Annotated in this window: 17 protein-coding genes; 4 read left to right on the forward strand and 13 right to left on the reverse strand. The window is 53.6% G+C overall.

Annotated elements, in window-relative coordinates:
- Positions 1-42: 42 nt before the first annotated feature.
- The gene (locus QUF14_RS13755; protein ID WP_001216963.1) at positions 43-150 is read left to right on the forward strand and encodes a protein YohO; all 108 of its coding nucleotides are present in this window, start codon (positions 43-45) and stop codon (positions 148-150) included.
- On the opposite strand, the gene yehW is transcribed toward QUF14_RS13755, so the two are convergent.
- The 5 genes from yehW to bglX form a co-directional block, all read right to left on the reverse strand.
- Entirely contained in the window at positions 131-862 is a 732-nt protein-coding gene (yehW, locus tag QUF14_RS13760) for a glycine betaine ABC transporter permease YehW (protein WP_100733657.1), read from the reverse strand. The two genes, QUF14_RS13755 and yehW, sit on opposite strands and share 20 nt — an antisense overlap.
- A gap of 4 nt (positions 863-866) precedes the next feature.
- The gene (yehX, locus tag QUF14_RS13765) at positions 867-1,793 is read right to left on the reverse strand and encodes a glycine betaine ABC transporter ATP binding protein YehX (RefSeq protein WP_100733656.1); all 927 of its coding nucleotides are present in this window, start codon (positions 1,791-1,793) and stop codon (positions 867-869) included.
- Positions 1,786-2,943, reverse strand: coding sequence for a glycine betaine ABC transporter permease YehY (gene yehY / locus QUF14_RS13770; protein WP_000220840.1), 1,158 nt, complete (start codon positions 2,941-2,943; stop codon positions 1,786-1,788). Before yehY ends, yehX begins: the two co-directional genes overlap by 8 nt.
- Positions 2,944-2,949: 6 nt before the next feature.
- Positions 2,950-3,867, reverse strand: a complete 918-nt coding sequence (gene osmF, locus QUF14_RS13775; protein WP_001131233.1) for a glycine betaine ABC transporter substrate-binding protein OsmF — start codon at positions 3,865-3,867, stop codon at positions 2,950-2,952.
- Positions 3,868-4,139: 272 nt separating this feature from the next.
- Positions 4,140-6,437, reverse strand: coding sequence for a beta-glucosidase BglX (gene bglX, locus QUF14_RS13780; RefSeq protein WP_000871524.1), 2,298 nt, complete (start codon positions 6,435-6,437; stop codon positions 4,140-4,142).
- Positions 6,438-6,632: 195 nt separating this feature from the next.
- Here bglX and dld point away from each other — a divergent pair, with 195 nt between their 5' ends.
- A complete protein-coding gene (gene dld, locus QUF14_RS13785) occupies positions 6,633-8,348 on the forward strand; it encodes a D-lactate dehydrogenase (RefSeq protein WP_100733655.1) in 1,716 nt (571 codons plus the stop codon).
- A gap of 291 nt (positions 8,349-8,639) precedes the next feature.
- Here dld and pbpG read toward each other — a convergent pair whose 3' ends face one another.
- Entirely contained in the window at positions 8,640-9,572 is a 933-nt protein-coding gene (pbpG, locus tag QUF14_RS13790) for a D-alanyl-D-alanine endopeptidase (protein WP_032184587.1), read from the reverse strand.
- Between the two features lie 173 nt (positions 9,573-9,745).
- On the reverse strand, positions 9,746-10,333 hold the full coding sequence (locus QUF14_RS13795; RefSeq protein ID WP_010360277.1) for a Yip1 family protein: 588 nt from the start codon (positions 10,331-10,333) through the stop codon (positions 9,746-9,748).
- Positions 10,334-10,502: 169 nt separating this feature from the next.
- Between QUF14_RS13795 and QUF14_RS13800 the strand changes: the two genes are divergently transcribed.
- Positions 10,503-11,081 (forward strand): DedA family protein, encoded by a 579-nt coding sequence (locus QUF14_RS13800; protein ID WP_001353099.1) that lies wholly within the window; start codon positions 10,503-10,505, stop codon positions 11,079-11,081.
- Between the two features lie 129 nt (positions 11,082-11,210).
- Here QUF14_RS13800 and QUF14_RS13805 read toward each other — a convergent pair whose 3' ends face one another.
- Both QUF14_RS13805 and mdtQ read right to left on the reverse strand, forming a co-directional pair.
- Positions 11,211-11,972, reverse strand: a complete 762-nt coding sequence (locus QUF14_RS13805) for an SDR family oxidoreductase (protein WP_000079553.1) — start codon at positions 11,970-11,972, stop codon at positions 11,211-11,213.
- A 52-nt stretch (positions 11,973-12,024) separates the two neighbouring features.
- Positions 12,025-13,461 (reverse strand): multidrug resistance outer membrane protein MdtQ, encoded by a 1,437-nt coding sequence (gene mdtQ, locus QUF14_RS13810; protein ID WP_286333529.1) that lies wholly within the window; start codon positions 13,459-13,461, stop codon positions 12,025-12,027.
- 223 nt (positions 13,462-13,684) lie between these two features.
- Between mdtQ and yohP the strand changes: the two genes are divergently transcribed.
- Positions 13,685-13,768 (forward strand): small membrane protein YohP, encoded by an 84-nt coding sequence (yohP, locus tag QUF14_RS13815; RefSeq protein ID WP_000691708.1) that lies wholly within the window; start codon positions 13,685-13,687, stop codon positions 13,766-13,768.
- Positions 13,769-14,140: 372 nt separating this feature from the next.
- Here the strand turns inward: yohP and dusC are convergent, their stop codons facing one another.
- The 4 genes from dusC to QUF14_RS13835 form a co-directional block, all read right to left on the reverse strand.
- Entirely contained in the window at positions 14,141-15,088 is a 948-nt protein-coding gene (gene dusC, locus QUF14_RS13820) for a tRNA dihydrouridine(16) synthase DusC (RefSeq protein ID WP_001264874.1), read from the reverse strand.
- 158 nt (positions 15,089-15,246) lie between these two features.
- A complete protein-coding gene (locus tag QUF14_RS13825; protein WP_286333530.1) occupies positions 15,247-16,440 on the reverse strand; it encodes a 3-hydroxybenzoate 6-monooxygenase in 1,194 nt (397 codons plus the stop codon).
- 14 nt (positions 16,441-16,454) lie between these two features.
- A complete protein-coding gene (gene maiA, locus QUF14_RS13830; RefSeq protein WP_286333538.1) occupies positions 16,455-17,099 on the reverse strand; it encodes a maleylacetoacetate isomerase in 645 nt (214 codons plus the stop codon).
- A gap of 8 nt (positions 17,100-17,107) precedes the next feature.
- Entirely contained in the window at positions 17,108-17,809 is a 702-nt protein-coding gene (locus tag QUF14_RS13835; protein ID WP_000196040.1) for a fumarylacetoacetate hydrolase family protein, read from the reverse strand.
- Positions 17,810-17,824 lie beyond the last annotated feature (15 nt).

The following is a 17,824-nucleotide window of genomic DNA, read 5'->3' on the forward strand; positions in this document are numbered from 1 at the left end:
CGCTTTACTGTACAATCCTTTCGTTAACATAAGGAGTGCATTATGCGCATAGCTAAAATTGGGGTCATCGCCCTGTTCCTTTTTATGGCGTTAGGCGGAATTGGTGGCGTCATGCTCGCAGGTTATACCTTTATTTTGCGTGCTGGCTAAGCGCCTGCACCAGCCTTTCAAACAGGCGGTCTGCGATGATCGCCGCCAGTGCCACCAGTAACGCCCCCTGGATCACATACGCGGTATTAAATCCGCTAAGCCCGATGATGATGGGCGTACCCAGCGTGTTGGCCCCTACCGTTGAGGCGATCGTCGCCGTGCCAATGTTGATAATCACCGACGTTCGTACACCCGCCAGAATCACTGGAGCTGCCAGCGGTAGCTCGACCTTACGCAGTTGCTGACCACGGCTCATTCCCATACCTTTCGCAACTTCTGTCACGCTGGCATCAATCGATCCCAGCCCGGCAAGTGTCGCCTGCAGGACGGGCAGCACACCGTACAGGATCAAGGCGATAATCGCCGGTTGCTGACCAAACCCCATCACCGGAACAGCAATCGCCAGCACCGCGACGGGCGGAAAAGTCTGCCCAACGGCGGCGATAGTTTCCACCAGTGGGCGAAATTCCGCGCCCCACGGGCGAGTAACAATAATTCCGGCACCTGTGCCAATGATCACCGCAAACAAACTCGAAATTCCCACCAGCCAGAAATGAGCCAGTGCCAGAGCAGCAAAACTTTCTTGCTGATAAACGGGGCGTGGCAGTTGTGGGAACAAGGCAGAAAACAGCGGCTGGCTGTAAGGCAGCCAGAAAATCAGTGCCACAAACAAAGCAATGAGCCAGAACAGCGGATCGCGCAACATCTTCATACGCTTACGCCTCCACCAGCAGATCCTGAAAATGCAGCGTGCCGCAAGGCTCGCCCTGCGTGTTCACCACCGGCAGCACTTCACAACCCCGTGCGACAAACAGGGAGAGCGCATCGCGTAGCGTCATCTCTTCTGCCAGTGCCTCACCTTCTGCCCGTTCTTCGCGACGCACGTAATCCGCCACGCTACGTAACGAAAGCAGGCGGACCCCCAGTTCACTACGGCCAAAAAACTGGCGGACGAAATCATTCGCCGGACGAGTCAGCATCGTCAGCGGATTGCCCTGCTGCACCACTTCACCGTGATCCATCAATACCAGATGTTCTGCCAGCCGTAGCGCCTCATCAATATCATGAGTGACCAGCACAATGGTGCGCCCTAACAAACGGTGAATACGCGTCATCTCTTGTTGCAACGCACCGCGCGTTACCGGGTCCAGTGCGCCAAAGGGTTCATCCATCAGTAAGACTTGCGGATCGGCAGCCAACGCGCGGGCCACTCCCACACGTTGCTGCTGACCGCCGGAAAGCTGATGCGGATAACGCTCACGCAAATTCGTCTCCAGCCCCAGTAGCGCCATTAATTCGTCAATACGGTCGTCGATCCGCGCCCGCGGCCATTTTTGTAATTGCGGCACAGTGGCAATGTTTTGCGCCACGCTCCAGTGGGGAAACAGGCCAATAGATTGAATGGCATAGCCCATCCGGCGGCGCAACTTCAGCACTGGCAGCGAGCGAATTTCTTCTCCGGCAAAGCGGATCACTCCGCTGTCATGCTCTACCAGACGGTTGATCATTTTCAACGTGGTGGATTTACCGGAGCCTGATGTACCAATCAGCACCGAGAAACTCCCTTCCTGAAAATTGAGATTGAGATCGTTAACAGCTTTTTGTGTGCCGAACAGTTTGCTGACATGGCTAAATTCAATCATTACTTTTCACCTTCAGCAGTGCGATAACCAGATCGAACAGTGCGTCGATCAGCACCGCCAGTACGATTACCGGGATCACCCCCAGCAACACTAAATCAATGGCACTGCTTAGCAGCCCCTGGAAAACCAGCGCACCAAAACCGCCTGCGCCAATTAGTGCCGCAATCACCGCCATGCCGACGGTTTGCACCATCACCACCCGCAGGCTGCGCAGAAATACCGGTAACGCCAGCGGTAACTGAACATGCAGGAATCGCTGCGCCCCGCTCATGCCCATCGCTCTGGCGCTCTCCAGCACATCGTGCGGGATCTGGTTCAAGCCGACTACCACACCGCGCACCAGCGGCAGCAAGGCATAGAGCACCAGCGCAATCAGTGCGGGTGTCATTCCGGTTCCTGCTATGCCGAGCTTACCCAGCCACGGAAAGGCCGTAACCAGCGCGGCAAGCGGCGCAATCAACAGGCCAAAGAGCGCCACCGAAGGCACGGTCTGAATGACATTCAGCAGAGAAAAAATCGCCCCCTGCCGCGCAGTGGAAAAGTAGCACCAGACGCCCAGCGGCACGCCAATCACCAGCGCAGGCACTACCGAGCCAAACAGCAGGGTCAGATGCTGTGCCAGCGCATCATCAAACACATCCTGACGGTTGGCGTATTCTTTCATTAGCGAGAGATCGTTAAGCGCGCCGGAATACAGCAACCACAGCGGAATAATGGCAATCTGCATATACAACAACCAGCGCCACAGCGGATGCGTGGAGATTCGGCGGATGGCATCGCTACAGGCCAGCAATGCCAGAGCCGCAGCCAGCCAGAAACCACTGCCGAGGCTGGTACGCGCCAGCGCACTGCCATTTTGCGCCAGTTGTGTCGCCGCCTTTCCCGCGCCCCACACCAGCAATATGAAGACGAATTGCGCCAGAATGAGTGCAAAAATGCTGCCTTTTTTACCGGGAATAAAACAGGCGGTCAGCCAGGCGCAACCAACGCCCACCAGCATCCAGATCGTTTGCGGCCACAGCTGCCAGAGATGACGCCCCTCACCCGAGACTAAACGATTAGGCGCGTAACTGATAAACGGCAGCGCCGCTGCGATTGCCGTCAGCAACAGCAGCAGCGCCAGAACAGGATTAATACGGAAATAAGTCACGGGAAATTACTTCGTCCACCCTTTTTGTTTCAGGTAGTCGGCAGCCACTTTTTTGGCATCCAGTCCTTCCACAGCAATGCTGGCATTCAGTTGCTGCAATGTTTTTGCATCGAGGCTGGCGAAGACTGGCTGTAGCCACTGTGCCATTTGCGGATACTCCTTCAACACCGATTCACGCACCACTGGTGCAGGCGCGTAGATAGGTTGCACGCCTTGCGGATCGCTTAAGGTTTGCAGCCCCAGCGCCGCGACCGGGCCGTCGGTGCCGTAAGCCATCGCCGCATTAACGCCGGATGTTTGCTGGGCAGCAGCTTTGATTGTCACCGCAGTGTCGCCACCGGCCAGTGACAGCAACTGATCCTGACCGAGCTTAAAGCCATAGGCTTTTTCAAAAGCGGGTAAGGCATCGGCGCGTTCGATAAACTCTGCTGAGGCCGCCAGTTTGAAGGTGCCACCGTCTTTCAGATAACGACTCAGGTCGGCAAGCGAAGTGAGTTTGTTTTTCTCTGCAACATCCTGACGCACGGCGATGGTCCAGGTGTTATTTGCAGGCGCAGGCGTCAGCCAGATTAACTTGTTTTGCTCTGCATCGAGCTTTTTGACTTTCTCATAGCCTTGTCCGGCATTTTTCCACACCGCATCATTTTCATCTTTAAAGAAGAAAGCACCATTACCGGTATATTCCGGATAGATATCCAGCTCGCCAGAAGTGATCGCGCCGCGCACCACCGGCGTGGTTCCCAACTGGACTTTATTCACCGTCGGTACGCCGTGGCTTTCCAGCACTTGCAAAATAATGTTGCCGAGTAGCGCGCCTTCGGTATCGATTTTCGAACCGACTTTAACGGGGGAAGCCGCCTGTAGCGGCAGGCTCACGGCTGCCAACAAAACCAGTGAACCTGCCCAGAGCTTTGAGAGTGGCATGATGCTTTCCTCATTCTTTTACTGTTGTTTTCAGCGAATTAAGAGAAAAGCATAGTTGATAATGGCGGGGTTAGCCTGAGCGGAGGGATTCAATTGCAGAATCAGAGAAATACTTAAAGGGCATATTTTGCCCGGCGTTTCTTGCCGGATGCGGCGTAAACGCCTTATCCGGCCTACAAACAGCGAAAATTCAAGAGGTTAAAAACCCGCGAAGGCCTGATAAGCGCAACGCATCAGGCAAAAGGCGCAGACGTCGCGCCCTTACTAAAACATTACAGCAACTCAAACTCGCCTTTCTTAACGCGTGCGGAATCAGTGCCGATAAAGACATTGAACTTGCCAGGCTCGGCGTCATATTTCATCTGTTGATTCCAGAACTTCAGCGCCTCGATATCAATCGGGAAGCTGACGGTCTGAGTTTCGCCCGGTTTCAGGGTGATTTTCTCAAAGCCTTTCAGCTGCTTCACCGGGCGACTCATGGAAGCCGTCACATCCTGCAAGTACATCTGCACTACCGTCGCCCCTTCGCGCTTACCGGTGTTCGTCACCTGCACACTGGCGGTCACTTTGCCGTCACGCTTCATGGTCGGCGCAGAAAGTTTCACATCAGAGACGGTGAAGGTGGTATAGCTCAGACCATAGCCGAACGGATACAGCGCCCCGTTAGCTTCATCAAAATAACGCGAAGTGTATTTGTTCGGCTTGTCGGCATTATACGGCCGACCGGTATTCAGATGGCTGTAGTACACCGGGATCTGCCCGACAGAACGCGGGAAGGACATCGGCAGCTTGCCCGACGGGTTGTAATCGCCAAACAACACATCGGCAATCGCATTACCGCCTTCAGTCCCCGCAAACCAGGTTTCCAGAATCGCATCAGCCTGCTGATCTTCTTTCACCAGCGCCAGCGGACGCCCATTCATCAGCACCAGCACCAGCGGTTTACCAGTGGCTTTCAACGCCGCAATCAAGTCACGTTGGCTTTGCGGAATAGTAATATCGGTACGGCTGGAAGCCTCGTGCGCCATCCCCTGAGCTTCACCGACCACAGCCACCACCACATCAGATTGTTTCGCGGTTTGCACCGCTTCATCAATCATCTCTTGGGGCGAACGCGGATCGACTTTGACCGCCTCTTCATACTGATTCAGGAAATCGATAATGCCTTTGTCACTGGTAACGTTCGCCCCTTTGGCGTACAGCACTTTACCGTTTTCACCGACGGCATTTTTAATCCCGGTCAGTACGGTCACGGATTGATCGGCAACACCGGCTGCGGACCAGCTGCCCATCACGTCACGTTTGCTGTCCGCCAGTGGCCCAACCACCGCAATGGTGGCTGATTTTTTCAGCGGTAACGTTTCGAGACGGTTTTTCAGCAACACCAGGCTTTCGCGTGCCACTTCACGCGCTTCTTTGCGGTGCAGGCGGCTTTCGGCATTGGTATCCACCGGGTCAGACTCTTTCGGACCGAGATGGCTGTACGGGTCGTTAAACAACCCCATATCATATTTCACGTTCAGTACATGACGGGCAGCGTCATCCAGCTCTTCCATCGTCACTTTGCCGGATTTGATCAACCCAGGCAGATACTTCGAGTAATACTCGTCGCTCATACTCATGTTGATGCCGGATTTCAGTGCCACGCGCACCGCATCTTCCGGGTCTGCCGCCGTGCCATGTTTAATCAGCTCTTTGATTGCGCCATGATCGGAAACGGTAATGCCTTTAAAGCCCCACTGATCGCGCAGCACATCTTTCAGCAGCCAGGAGTCGGAAGTTGCTGGCGTGCCATTCAGCGAGTTCAGCGCCACCATTACCGCACCGCTGCCTGCATCCAGCCCCGCTTTGTACGGCGGCATATAGTCGTTAAACAGGCGCTGCGGACTCATATCGACGGTGTTGTACTCTTTACCGCCTTCTACCGCGCCGTAAGCGGCAAAGTGTTTGACGCTGGTCATCACCGAGTAGCGATCTGCCGGGCTTTTACCCTGCATCGCTTCCACCATAGTCTTACCCATAATCGAAGTGAGATACGTATCTTCCCCAAAACCTTCGGAAGCACGTCCCCAGCGCGGATCGCGCGAGACATCGACCATCGGTGCCCAGGTCATGTTCAGGCCATCATCTGCCGCTTCATAAGCAGAGACACGCCCGACCGTTTTCACCGCATCAAGATTAAAAGAAGAGGCCAGACCGAGGCTAATCGGGAAAACCGTGCGTTGACCGTGCAGCACATCGTAAGCAAAGAAGAGAGGAATTTTCAGGCGGCTCAGTTCCATCACCTGATCCTGCATGGCGCGGATATCCTGACGGGTTACGGTGTTGAAAATCGCTCCAACCTGCCCGTCTTTGATCATCTCGCGGATCGCCTCTTTCGGGTTATCCGGGCCGACGCTGATTAAGCGCAGCTGACCAATTTTCTCATCAACCGTCATTTTATTGAGCAGTTCGGTGACGAACGCATCACGCGCTTCAGGCGTTAATGGATGGTTACCGAATAAATCATCCGCCAGTGCTGGTTGCAGGGCCAGACTCACCGCGATTCCTACTGAACATAGCCATTTCATATGGATTATTCTTCCTCTGTTGCCCGACGAGGCAGCGAAAATGGTGCAAAAACCGTAGTTTGCCATAAGCATGATGGAGAGAGAAAAAGAATGCTCAGTTTATTGTCTGAATTTTCAAAATATTCACTCGCTGAATTGTCATACAAGGCGCTATTCTAGTTTGTGATATTTTTTCGCCACCACAAGGAGTGGAAAATGTCTTCCATGACAACAACTGATAATAAAGCCTTTTTGAATGAACTTGCCCGTCTGGTCGGTCATTCACACCTGCTCACCGATCCCGCAAAAACGGCCCGCTATCGCAAGGGCTTCCGTTCTGGTCAGGGCGACGCGCTGGCTGTCGTTTTCCCTGGCTCACTACTGGAATTGTGGCGGGTGCTGAAAGCCTGCGTCACCGCCGACAAAATTATTCTGATGCAGGCTGCCAATACCGGCCTGACCGAAGGCTCGACGCCAAACGGTAACGACTATGATCGCGATATCGTGATCATCAGCACCCTGCGTCTCGACAAGCTGCACGTTCTTGGCAAGGGCGAACAGGTGCTGGCCTATCCGGGCACCACGCTTTATTCGCTGGAAAAAGCCCTCAAACCGCTGGGACGCGAACCGCACTCGGTGATTGGCTCATCGTGTATAGGCGCATCAGTCATCGGCGGTATCTGTAACAACTCCGGCGGCTCGCTGGTGCAGCGTGGCCCAGCGTATACCGAAATGTCGTTATTCGCGCGTATAAATGAAGAAGGCAAACTGACGCTGGTGAATCATCTGGGGATTGATCTGGGCGAAACGCCGGAGCAGATCCTTAGCAAGCTGGATGACGATCGCATCAAAGATGACGATGTGCGCCACGATGGTCGTCACGCCCACGATTATGACTATGTCCACCGCGTTCGTGATATTGAAGCCGACACGCCCGCACGTTATAACGCCGATCCGGATCGGTTATTTGAATCTTCTGGTTGCGCCGGGAAGCTGGCCGTCTTTGCGGTACGTCTTGATACCTTCGAAGCGGAAAAAAATCAGCAGGTGTTTTATATCGGCACCAACCAGCCGGAAGTACTGACCGAAATCCGCCGTCATATTCTGGCTAATTTCGAAAATCTGCCGGTTGCCGGGGAATATATGCACCGGGATATCTACGATATTGCGGAAAAATACGGCAAAGACACCTTCCTGATGATTGATAAGTTAGGCACCGACAAGATGCCGTTCTTCTTTAATCTCAAGGGACGCACCGATGCGATGCTGGAGAAAGTGAAATTCTTCCGTCCGCATTTTACCGACCGTGCGATGCAAAAATTCGGTCACCTGTTCCCCAGCCATTTACCACCGCGCATGAAAAGCTGGCGCGATAAATATGAACATCATCTGCTGTTAAAAATGGCGGGCGATGGCGTCGGTGAAGCAAAATCGTGGCTGGTGGATTATTTCAAACAGGCCGAGGGCGATTTCTTTGTCTGTACGCCGGAGGAAGGCAGCAAAGCGTTTTTACACCGTTTCGCCGCTGCGGGCGCAGCAATTCGTTATCAGGCGGTGCATTCCGATGAAGTCGAAGACATTCTGGCGCTGGATATCGCTCTGCGGCGTAACGACACCGAGTGGTATGAGCATTTACCGCCGGAGATCGACAGTCAGTTGGTGCACAAGCTCTATTACGGCCATTTTATGTGCTATGTCTTCCATCAGGATTACATCGTTAAAAAAGGCGTGGATGTACATGCGTTGAAAGAACAGATGCTGGAACTGCTACAGCAGCGCGGCGCGCAATACCCTGCCGAGCATAACGTCGGTCATTTGTATAAAGCACCGGAGACGTTGCAGAAGTTCTATCGCGAGAACGATCCGACCAACAGCATGAATCCGGGGATCGGTAAAACCAGTAAGCGTAAAAACTGGCAGGAAGTGGAGTAAATACGGCTGGATGCCTGATGCAAATATAAGCATCGCATCAGGCATCGTGCACCGAATGCCGGATGCGGCGTGAACGCCTTATCCTGCCTACGGACGCGTCACGTTTGTAGGCCTGATAAGATGCGCAAGCATCGCATCAGGCATTGTGCTCCGAATGCCGGATGCGGCGTGAACGCCTTATCCTGCCTACGGACGCGTCACGTTTGTAGGCCTGATAAGATGCGCAAGCATCGCATCAGGCATTGTGCTCCGAATGCCTGATGCGGCGTAAACGCCTTATCCTGCCTACCCTTAATCGTTCTGCGCCGTCTGCCCCGCCGCCGCCATCTGGGCGGCTTTTTGTTTTTTATAGCTCAACGCTGCTGCCGGAACAGGCATCACTTTACCGGTTTCAATCCAGGTACGCAGGCGGCTGGCATCGGCAAAATGGGTATATTTGCCAAACGCGTCCATCACTACCAGCGCCACCGGTTTATTATTGATAACCGTGCGCATCACCAGACAATGGCCCGCCGCATTGGTAAAGCCGGTTTTGGTTAACTGAATATTCCAGTTATCGCGATACACCAGATGATTAGTATTGCGGAACGGCAGCGTATACGTCGGGTTAGAGAAGGTTGCCATATCTTCCCTGGTAGTACTTAACTGACCAATCAACGGATATTGTTTGCTGGCAATAAGCAGTTTGGTTAAGTCACGGGCAGTTGAAACGTTATGCACCGACAATCCGGTCGGTTCAACAAAGCGCGTGTTGTTCATTCCGAGAGATTTCGCTTTCGCATTCATCGCCTTAATAAAGGCTTTGTAACCACCGGGATAATGGTGCGCAAGGCTTGCCGCCGCGCGGTTTTCTGAAGACATCAGCGCCAGCAACAGCATCTCTTTACGGCTGATTTCGCTGTTCAGTCGTACGCGCGAATAGACCCCTTTCATCTCCGGCGTCTGGCTGATATCCACTTTTAGTTTTTCATCCAGCGGCAGTCGCGCATCCAGCACGACCATCGCGGTCATTAATTTGCTGATAGACGCAATCGGACGCACCAGATCCGGGTGGTTCGAATAGATCACTTTGTTGGTATTCAGATCAACAATCATCGCGCTACCGGAGGCAATTTCCGGCTGTGAAGCGGTGGTAGCGGCTGCCGTTTTCGCAACGGCCTGCGGTGCAAAAGGCACAGCCAGCATCAGGGCCAGGCTAAATAAAGAAACTCGAAATTTCGGCATGATGAGCATTCAGATAGTGGTTCACGCGCACGGGTTGCGCACCGCCGGAGTAAGGATTTACTAAGGCTAGCGACGCCATCATAACGAGCAAAAAGTGCGATCGTCAAAGAAGAATCGTGAGGAAATGCTGCATTGCTGACATTTACGCCAGCAATGCAACACAAAAGAACTTTCTAGAACAAACGATAACCGTAGCCCCATAGTATAACGGTAAGGGCGAGCAGCACTTCCAGTACCAGCACGCCAATCGCCAGCGTCGAACTGGAGAAGCTAAGGCCTTCCTCTTTGTTGATATTCAGGAAGCTTGGAATACCGAGGTAAAGCAGGTAGCCGGTGTAAAACAGCGCCACCGTGCCGACCAGCGCACACAACCAGACCAGCGGGTAAAGCGCCACCAGACCGCTTAAAAACAGCGGCGTCGCAACGTAGCCCGCGAAGACCATACAGTGCGCAAGCGACGGACGTTGCGCGTAATTGCGTGCCATCCACCAAATGACCCGCCCCATCACCGCGACCCCAGCCAGCATAACGCCATAAAACAAGACGGCCAGCGCCAGTCCGGTGAACCAGGATAACTTCAGGATAGTGCCATCGCCAAAATTCCAGCCAATTTGCGTGGTGCCAATGAAGGCGCAAATCACCGGAATTGCCGCCATCAGCAAAACGTGGTGGGTGTAGTGATGAGAAATCGTTTCGTTTTCGCGATTAATCACCTGCATTTCACGATCGGGATGGGAAAACAGTCCCCAGACATGGCTCATACCGCCCCCTTGTTGTGAGTTCATGAACCTGACAGTTCAAGTATAAGTCAGCTTGTGATTATTTTTTGTGCATTCATAGAATTTGCACCGTCTGATGAGCGTCCTTTTTCAGCGTAAATGATTCACAGGGTGTATGCTTACAAGCAACCAAAGGGAGACAGACGGGCCTATGGATCTCAATACACTCATCTCACAATATGGTTATGCTGCGCTGGTGCTCGGAAGTCTGGCGGAAGGTGAAACCGTGACGTTGCTGGGAGGCGTTGCGGCACATCAGGGGTTATTAAAGTTCCCGCTGGTGGTACTTTCTGTAGCGCTTGGCGGCATGATTGGTGACCAGGTGCTTTATCTGTGCGGGCGGCGGTTTGGTGGCAAGCTGTTACGCCGTTTCTCTAAGCATCAGGATAAAATTGAGCGGGCGCAGAAACTTATCCAGCGCCATCCGTATCTGTTTGTCATTGGTACGCGTTTTATGTATGGCTTTCGGGTCATTGGCCCGACGCTGATTGGTGCCAGCCAGCTGCCGCCGAAAATCTTTCTGCCGCTGAATATTCTCGGCGCATTTGCCTGGGCGTTGATTTTTACCACTATCGGTTATGCTGGTGGTCAGGTGATTGCGCCGTGGTTGCACAATCTCGACCAGCATTTGAAGCACTGGGTCTGGTTGATTCTGGTCGTGGTTCTGGTGGTTGGCGTGCGCTGGTGGCTGAAACGGCGCGGGAAGAAAAAGCCGGATGATCAGGCGTAAAACCATTGCCTCGGATAAGGCGGTTTGCGCCGCATCCGACATCCGTCGCACTATGCCTGATGCGACGCTTACACGTCTTATCATGCCTACCAAATATTACCCATTGAAATAACCACGCACCTCACAGTGCTATTCTGGGTTGAACTGCGGATTCGCCAGCATAAAGCCACCATCGACAATTAACGACTGCCCGGTGGTGTAATTTGCGCCTTCAGAGCATAACCACGCCACCAGGCTGGCAATCTCATGCGTTGCGCCGAAACGCCGCAGGGGAATCGAAGGCTCCGCGTCGGGCTTCACGTCGCCGTCATCCATGCCATTCATTGGCGTGGCGATAGCCCCAGGCGCGACTGCATTCACCAAAATCTTATGCCTGACCAGCTCAAGCGCCATCGCTTTGGTTAGCCCACCGAGTGCATGTTTAGCGGCTGTATAGGCGCTGGCATCCGGCAGCGGCGTATGTTCATGTACCGACGTAATGTTGATGATGCGACCGCCCTGCCCTTGTTTCACCATCTGGCGGGCCGCAATTTGCGAGCATAAAAATGCACCATCAACATCAACGGTAAAAATCTTGCGCCACTCATCGAAAGCCATATCAAGAAACGGCGCTTTGGTCATTGTGCCCGCATTATTCACGAGCACATCGATGCGCCCCAGCCGTTGAATAAGTTTCTCCAGCGCCATTGCCCCCTCTGGCAGTTTACCGAGATCCAACTGCACCATCTCCGCACGTACGCCGTGGCTAACCACCTCACGCGCGGTATCTTTTGCCCCTTCTTCATCTGAGTGCCAGGTAATACCAATATCAAAACCCTGCTGCGCCAGTAATAACGCGCACTCTTTGCCGATCCCCGAATCGGAAGCGGTAATAATCGCGACCTGTGCCATCGAGTTCTCCACTTAACGCTGAATAAACGTTAAGTATAGAAGGCGTATATCATCAGCGTTTGTAACCCCCGCCCAACGCACCAGTGAGTTGAATGGAGGCATCCAGCCACTGCCCTTGCAATAACAGGCCATTGGCCCGCTCACGCAGCGCCGGGATCCTGGCTTCGTTGACGCGGGAACCAGCAATGATACCCGCGTTAAAGCGGGCCTGCGCAAGACCTACCACACGCAAGGCATCGCGCTCAATTTGCGCCTGATGCTGGTTTTTCTCCGCCAGCGTCTGAACCTGACTGGCTGCCCGCGCCACGTCATTCACCGCTTCAACCACCGCTTTGTTGTAGCTGGCGATAGACAAGTTGCTTTCGGCTTTTGCAATATCGAGGTTGGCGTTAAGACGACCACTATCGAAAATGGGTAGCGTCAGGCCTGCCGTAACGCCCATTTGCTGCGCGGAATGACGGAACAAATCGCTTAAGTGCAACGCATCCTGTTGCAGGAAGGCCATCAGGTTGATGTCAGGATAAAAGGCCGCTTTTGCCGCATCAATGGTGCTTAACGATGACTCAACGTACCAATGCGCTGCCTGCAAATCTGCCCGCCGTGCCAGCAATGAATACCCCAGTTCATCAGGAAGCTGACTTGCCACTTTCGGCAACTCAACCGGTTTAAGCTTCAATGACTTTATCTGGTGATTTGTAAGTGCGCTTAACCGTGCCTCAATAATTTTCATTTTTCCCACGACATCGTTGAGCTGCTGCCGGGTCTTGCTGGCATTAATATCGGTTTCCACACCTTCAACTGAAGAAGTAATCCCGTTCTGATATAGCTGGCGATCGGTCGCGATAATGGTGTTCTGCTCTTTTTCGATTTGCTGCAAAACAGTGTTTAACGCTGCCTGGGTTTGCCACTCCCAGTAAAGGCGGGCAACGCTGCCAGCCAGCAATTGGCGGGTTTGCTCGCGTTCCGCCGCCCGTGCTTTAACCGTACCGAGGCGAGCAGTAACCTCCGCCCGATTCTTTCCCCAAATATCAAGATGCCAGCCCGCCGTTAAGCCAAAAGTACCATTGGTGTACCACGGACCGGTCGTACCTGCGGCAGGATCGTTCAGAGCAAACGGCCCCATTAGCCCTTCTGCCGACATTTTTTGCCGCTCCATATCCGCAGAAAAATCGATCTGAGGGCCATCCTGAGTGGCAACTGCCTTCGCCTGGGCTTCAGCCAGCTGAATGCGCTGTTCAGCCACCTGCATATCCGGTGCATTCTGCAGTGCATAGTTAATTAATGAAGTGAGTTGATTATCGTGATACTCCAGCCACCATTGGCTGTCTGGCCAACCATTTTTCAGCGCCGTAGGTAATGCGGTGTCAACTTGCGCAGCGGGTGTTTGCTGGCTTAACGCCTGGCGGGTTTCATGCATAGGCGCACACCCGGCCAGCATCAGTAACAGAGGAAAACAGGCGATGGCTGGGTAAAAGGAATCACGATTCATGGAGGAATAGTCAGGTAAGAAAAGGTGCGCGGAGATTACCGTGTGATGCAATATATTTTTTAGTTTCGCGTGGCAATACATCAGTGGCAATAAAACGACATATTCAGAAAAATATACAGTAAGTGAATGATATTCTCCGATTTATCTTAATCACTTATGAGTAACGGCAAAGGGCTTCGTTTTTTCCTATACTTATTCGACACTCACAAATAAAGGAACGCCAATGAAAATTATACTCTGGGCTGTATTGATTATTTTCCTGATTGGACTACTGGTGGTGACTGGCGTATTTAAGATGATATTTTAAAATTAATTAACGTCATCAGATCCGAAAATAACGAGAATATTTCAGTCTCTCATCCTGTTGCGCTCCTGTCATGTGCATTGCTTCATATAATCACTAGCGCAAGGAGCGCGCAGGGGGCGACCAGTCGCCGCCGCCCCCTGCCCCCCCGGGCTCTGGCGAACAAAATCGCCGCTGCGCGGTGCCCTCGGCTTATCCCTTACGGCTACCGGGTCGGGCGCGAGGTAACATCCCTGTAAAACGCGCCCTCAGCCCACATCCATGTGGGCTGCCCCGGCCTTCAGGGAACGCCTCGGCGATTTTGACGCCACCAAACAACCGTGCGGCCTATTGATAAAGAGCTAACACATTGTCAAAAAACATCACTATGGTTTCTTAGAGTTTCTCGATATCAATGGTCTGAATAGCCCTTGCAATATCAGGGGAATTATTCAACACCCGAACATGCTGAAATAATTCTGTTGCTTCATCGTATTCTTTACGCAAATAACTCAACCACTGTTTAATCCGCGCAACGTGATATAACCCGGTATCGCCCTGCTTTTCCAGACGGGTATATTTTTGTAGCAAAGCAACCACCTCCGGCCACGGCATTCGCGGTTCGTTATATTTTACCACTCGGCTCAGATTGGGAATATTGAGCGCTCCGCGACCAATCATCACCGCGTCACAGCCGCTGATCGCCATACACTGTTGCGCGCTCTGCCAGTCCCAGATTTCACCGTTGGCAATCACCGGAATATTCAGCCGTTGGCGAATCTCGCCAATCGCCTGCCAGTCAATATGCTCCGCGCGGTACCCCTGCTCTTTTGTCCGCCCATGCACCACCAACTCCGTAGCGCCAGCCTGTTGAACCGCATCGGCGATTTCAAATTTCTTCTCACCGCTGTCCCAGCCCAGACGCACTTTCACACTGACGGGCAAATGCGCCGGTACAGCTTCACGCATCGCTTTTGCACCCTGGTAGATGAGTTCAGGATCTTTGAGTAGTGTCGCCCCGCCGCCGCTACCGTTAACCGTTTTCGACGGACAGCCGCAATTAAGATCCACACCCCAGGAACCTAACTCCACCGCACGGGCGGCGTTCTCTGCCAGCCATTGTGGGAACTGACCCAGCAATTGCACGCGCACCAGCGTACCGGATGGCGTTCGGCTGGCGTTTTGTAGCTCCGGGCAAATGCGATGAAAAACTTTTACCGGCAGCAGTTGATCCACCACGCGGACAAACTCGGTGATGCACAGATCGTAGTCGTTAACTTCGGTCAGCAATTCACGCACCAGAGAGTCGAGTACACCCTCCATCGGCGCCAGTAACACACGCATATCATCACCCGCAAAAAAATGAGGCGCTATGTTAGCGCCTCTGGAGTTTGCAGACAAACTGACTTACTGATTAATTCGGGCAAGATTTTTCCCTCACCCTAACCCTCTCCCGAAGGGGCGAGGGGACCGCCCGTGCGCCTGATTGGGTGAAGAAGTGCTCAGCGTGGTTGCAAACAGTTATCTTCTTTCCAGCCGTACAGCCACTCCATGCCGCGATAAAACTCTGCCTGCGATTTCCCTTTCCACAGCAGGTTACGTACCTGACGTTCTACCCCTGCGGCGTGATAAACCCGCCCCATTTCACGGGTCGACCAGACGATGCGCGCGGTGCGCGGAATTCGTACCGACTCATACAGCGCAAAGGCTTGCGCCGCATCACCCTCACACTGCGCCAGCGCCTTACCCAACGTTACTGCATCTTCCAGCGCCATACAGGCTCCCTGCGCCATATATTGCGCCACCGGATGGGCCGCATCGCCCACAAGCGTTATGCGCTTCGTTCCCCACTTCGCCACCGGTTCACGGTCAGCGGTTGACCAGCGTCGCCATGAAGTCGGTTTATCCAACATCTGGCGCGGACGGGGGTGAATCCCTTCAAAGTAAGAGAGCACTTCCTCTTTACTGCCATCCTTCACGCCCCACTCTTCCTGCTGGCGGCTGTGGAATGTTACCACCAGGTTATACTGCTTGCCGCCGCGCAAAGGGTAATGCACCAGGTGACAATGCGGCCCCGCCCACAGTACCGGTGCGTTAATGCGCAAATCTTCCGGCATATCGGCACAATCGATAACCGCACGGTAGACCACATGTCCGGTGACACGCGGCGCATCGCCCAATAAGCTCTGGCGCACCACTGATTTCACACCGTCACAGCCAATCAGAATATCGCCGGTCCAGCTATTGCCGCGATCGTCAAACACGGTGACATCGTCTTCCGTCTCGCGAATATCCACGACGTTGGTGGAGGTGTGATATTCCACGTCCGGATGCGTCAGTACCGCTTCCCACACCGAGGCATGAATATCAACGCGGTGGATCACCGCGTAAGGGCCGCCGAAATGGTCACGAAAGGCCTGCCCGGTTTCAATACGCACCACTTCTTCGGCGTTCACCGCGTCCATCATGGTGATGTGATCGGTGAATACCGCACGTTGGCGGGCGATTTCGCCAACACCAAGACTATCCAACGCCGAAAACGCATTTGGCCCCAACTGGATACCTGCGCCAATCTCACCGATCTCATGCGCCTTTTCCAGCAGCACCACTTTGATCCCCTGGCGGGCCAGTGACAGCGCAGTTGCCGCACCGCCGATCCCGCCTCCCACAATTACTGCGCGTGTCACTTTAGTCATTATGGTTCTCCTGGTCAGGCTGAAATTTTATCTTGTTGATTTTCTGGCGCTGCGGCAATGAACGCTGGCAGTTGTGTGCAGGCGTCGTACACCGCTTTGCAGCGCGGATATCCTCTCAGATCGCAGTTCATACGTAGCGCGTTCGCCCACTGCGGAACAAGGCAGCAGTCTGCCAGCGTCGGCGTCTCACCCACACAAAATTGCCCCGACTGGCTCTGGCGCAGTAGCTGTTCCACCGCGCTTAACCCTTGCTGGATCCAGTGCGCATACCAGCGTTTTTTCTCTTCTTCACTGACGTTCAGCTCTTCGGTCAGATAGCGCACCACGCGCAGGTTATTCAATGGATGAATATCACAAGCGATGGCATAGACAATTTCCAGCACCTTATTGCGGGCCGGTTCTTCCTGCGGCACCAGCGGAACTTGCGGGTAGTGACGATCCAGCCAGTCAATAATCGCCAGCGACTGACCGAGTGACTCGCCCTCGTCAGTCAGCAGCGTCGGCACCAGCCCGACAGGATTCATCCGCCGATAGGCCAGTTCATTTTGCCGACCAATACGGATATTCACCCCTTCGGTCTGGTAATTAATGCCTTTCAGCGCCAGCGCAATGCGTACCCGGTACGATGCTGAACTATTAAAAAAACTGTACAGCTTCATCATGCACCTCAGACGATCTTCACCGCGATAGGGGTTAAGCCCTCGACGTTGCCCGTGATCACATCACCTTTGACTACTGGGCCAACCCCTTCCGGCGTACCGGTAAAGATTAGATCGCCCGGTTGCAGTTCAAAGAAGCCTGACAGGTAGCTGATGGTTTCATTCACCGACCAGATGAGATGGCGAATATCGCTGCGCTGGTGATCTTCACCGTTTACCTGTAACCAGATTGGTGCGTTATCAATACCGCCGGTTTCGCTGGCTTTGTGCAGCGGTGCGATGGGGGCCGAGAGATCAAATGCTTTGCCGATTTCCCACGGGCGGCCCATCTGACGCATTTCCATTTGACGGTCCCGGCGCGTCATATCAAGGCCTGTGGCATAACCCCAGACATATTCATGGGCCTTTTCCAGTGGGATATCGCTGCCCTTTTTACCAATCGCCACCACCAGTTCAATTTCGTAATGATAGTTATCGGTCTGCGCCGGATACGGCAGCGCCAGCGTTTCGCCAGCGGCGACCGGAACAACGGCATCTGCTGGTTTGCAGAAGAAGAAGGGGGGTTCACGATCCGGATCAAAGCCCATTTCGCGGGCGTGGGCGGCATAGTTACGCCCAACGCAGTAAACGCGGCGCACGGGGAATTGTTCATCACTGCCAACAACCGGTACGGTAACGGGCGCTTGTGGTTCGAATACATATTGAGTCATTTTCTCTCTCCCAAA

Source organism: Escherichia sp. HH091_1A (genome assembly GCF_030295175.1).
GTDB classification, from domain to species: domain Bacteria; phylum Pseudomonadota; class Gammaproteobacteria; order Enterobacterales; family Enterobacteriaceae; genus Escherichia; species Escherichia coli_F.

What these genes read in the sequence shown, in the direction of transcription:
- dld (WP_100733655.1), top strand. Translation starts at nt 6,633, where the DNA reads ATGTCTTCCATGACAACAACTGATAATAAAGCCTTTTTGAATGAACTT.
- QUF14_RS13755 (WP_001216963.1), top strand. Translation starts at nt 43, where the DNA reads ATGCGCATAGCTAAAATTGGGGTCATCGCCCTGTTCCTTTTTATGGCG.
- QUF14_RS13795 (WP_010360277.1), bottom strand. Translation starts at nt 10,333, where the DNA reads ATGAGCCATGTCTGGGGACTGTTTTCCCATCCCGATCGTGAAATGCAG.
- pbpG (WP_032184587.1), bottom strand. Translation starts at nt 9,572, where the DNA reads ATGCCGAAATTTCGAGTTTCTTTATTTAGCCTGGCCCTGATGCTGGCT.
- bglX (WP_000871524.1), bottom strand. Translation starts at nt 6,437, where the DNA reads ATGAAATGGCTATGTTCAGTAGGAATCGCGGTGAGTCTGGCCCTGCAA.
- mdtQ (WP_286333529.1), bottom strand. Translation starts at nt 13,461, where the DNA reads ATGAATCGTGATTCCTTTTACCCAGCCATCGCCTGTTTTCCTCTGTTA.
- QUF14_RS13825 (WP_286333530.1), bottom strand. Translation starts at nt 16,440, where the DNA reads ATGACTAAAGTGACACGCGCAGTAATTGTGGGAGGCGGGATCGGCGGT.
- QUF14_RS13835 (WP_000196040.1), bottom strand. Translation starts at nt 17,809, where the DNA reads ATGACTCAATATGTATTCGAACCACAAGCGCCCGTTACCGTACCGGTT.
- QUF14_RS13805 (WP_000079553.1), bottom strand. Translation starts at nt 11,972, where the DNA reads ATGGCACAGGTCGCGATTATTACCGCTTCCGATTCGGGGATCGGCAAA.
- maiA (WP_286333538.1), bottom strand. Translation starts at nt 17,099, where the DNA reads ATGAAGCTGTACAGTTTTTTTAATAGTTCAGCATCGTACCGGGTACGC.
- dusC (WP_001264874.1), bottom strand. Translation starts at nt 15,088, where the DNA reads ATGCGTGTGTTACTGGCGCCGATGGAGGGTGTACTCGACTCTCTGGTG.
- yehX (WP_100733656.1), bottom strand. Translation starts at nt 1,793, where the DNA reads ATGATTGAATTTAGCCATGTCAGCAAACTGTTCGGCACACAAAAAGCT.
- osmF (WP_001131233.1), bottom strand. Translation starts at nt 3,867, where the DNA reads ATGCCACTCTCAAAGCTCTGGGCAGGTTCACTGGTTTTGTTGGCAGCC.
- yohP (WP_000691708.1), top strand. Translation starts at nt 13,685, where the DNA reads ATGAAAATTATACTCTGGGCTGTATTGATTATTTTCCTGATTGGACTA.
- yehW (WP_100733657.1), bottom strand. Translation starts at nt 862, where the DNA reads ATGAAGATGTTGCGCGATCCGCTGTTCTGGCTCATTGCTTTGTTTGTG.
- QUF14_RS13800 (WP_001353099.1), top strand. Translation starts at nt 10,503, where the DNA reads ATGGATCTCAATACACTCATCTCACAATATGGTTATGCTGCGCTGGTG.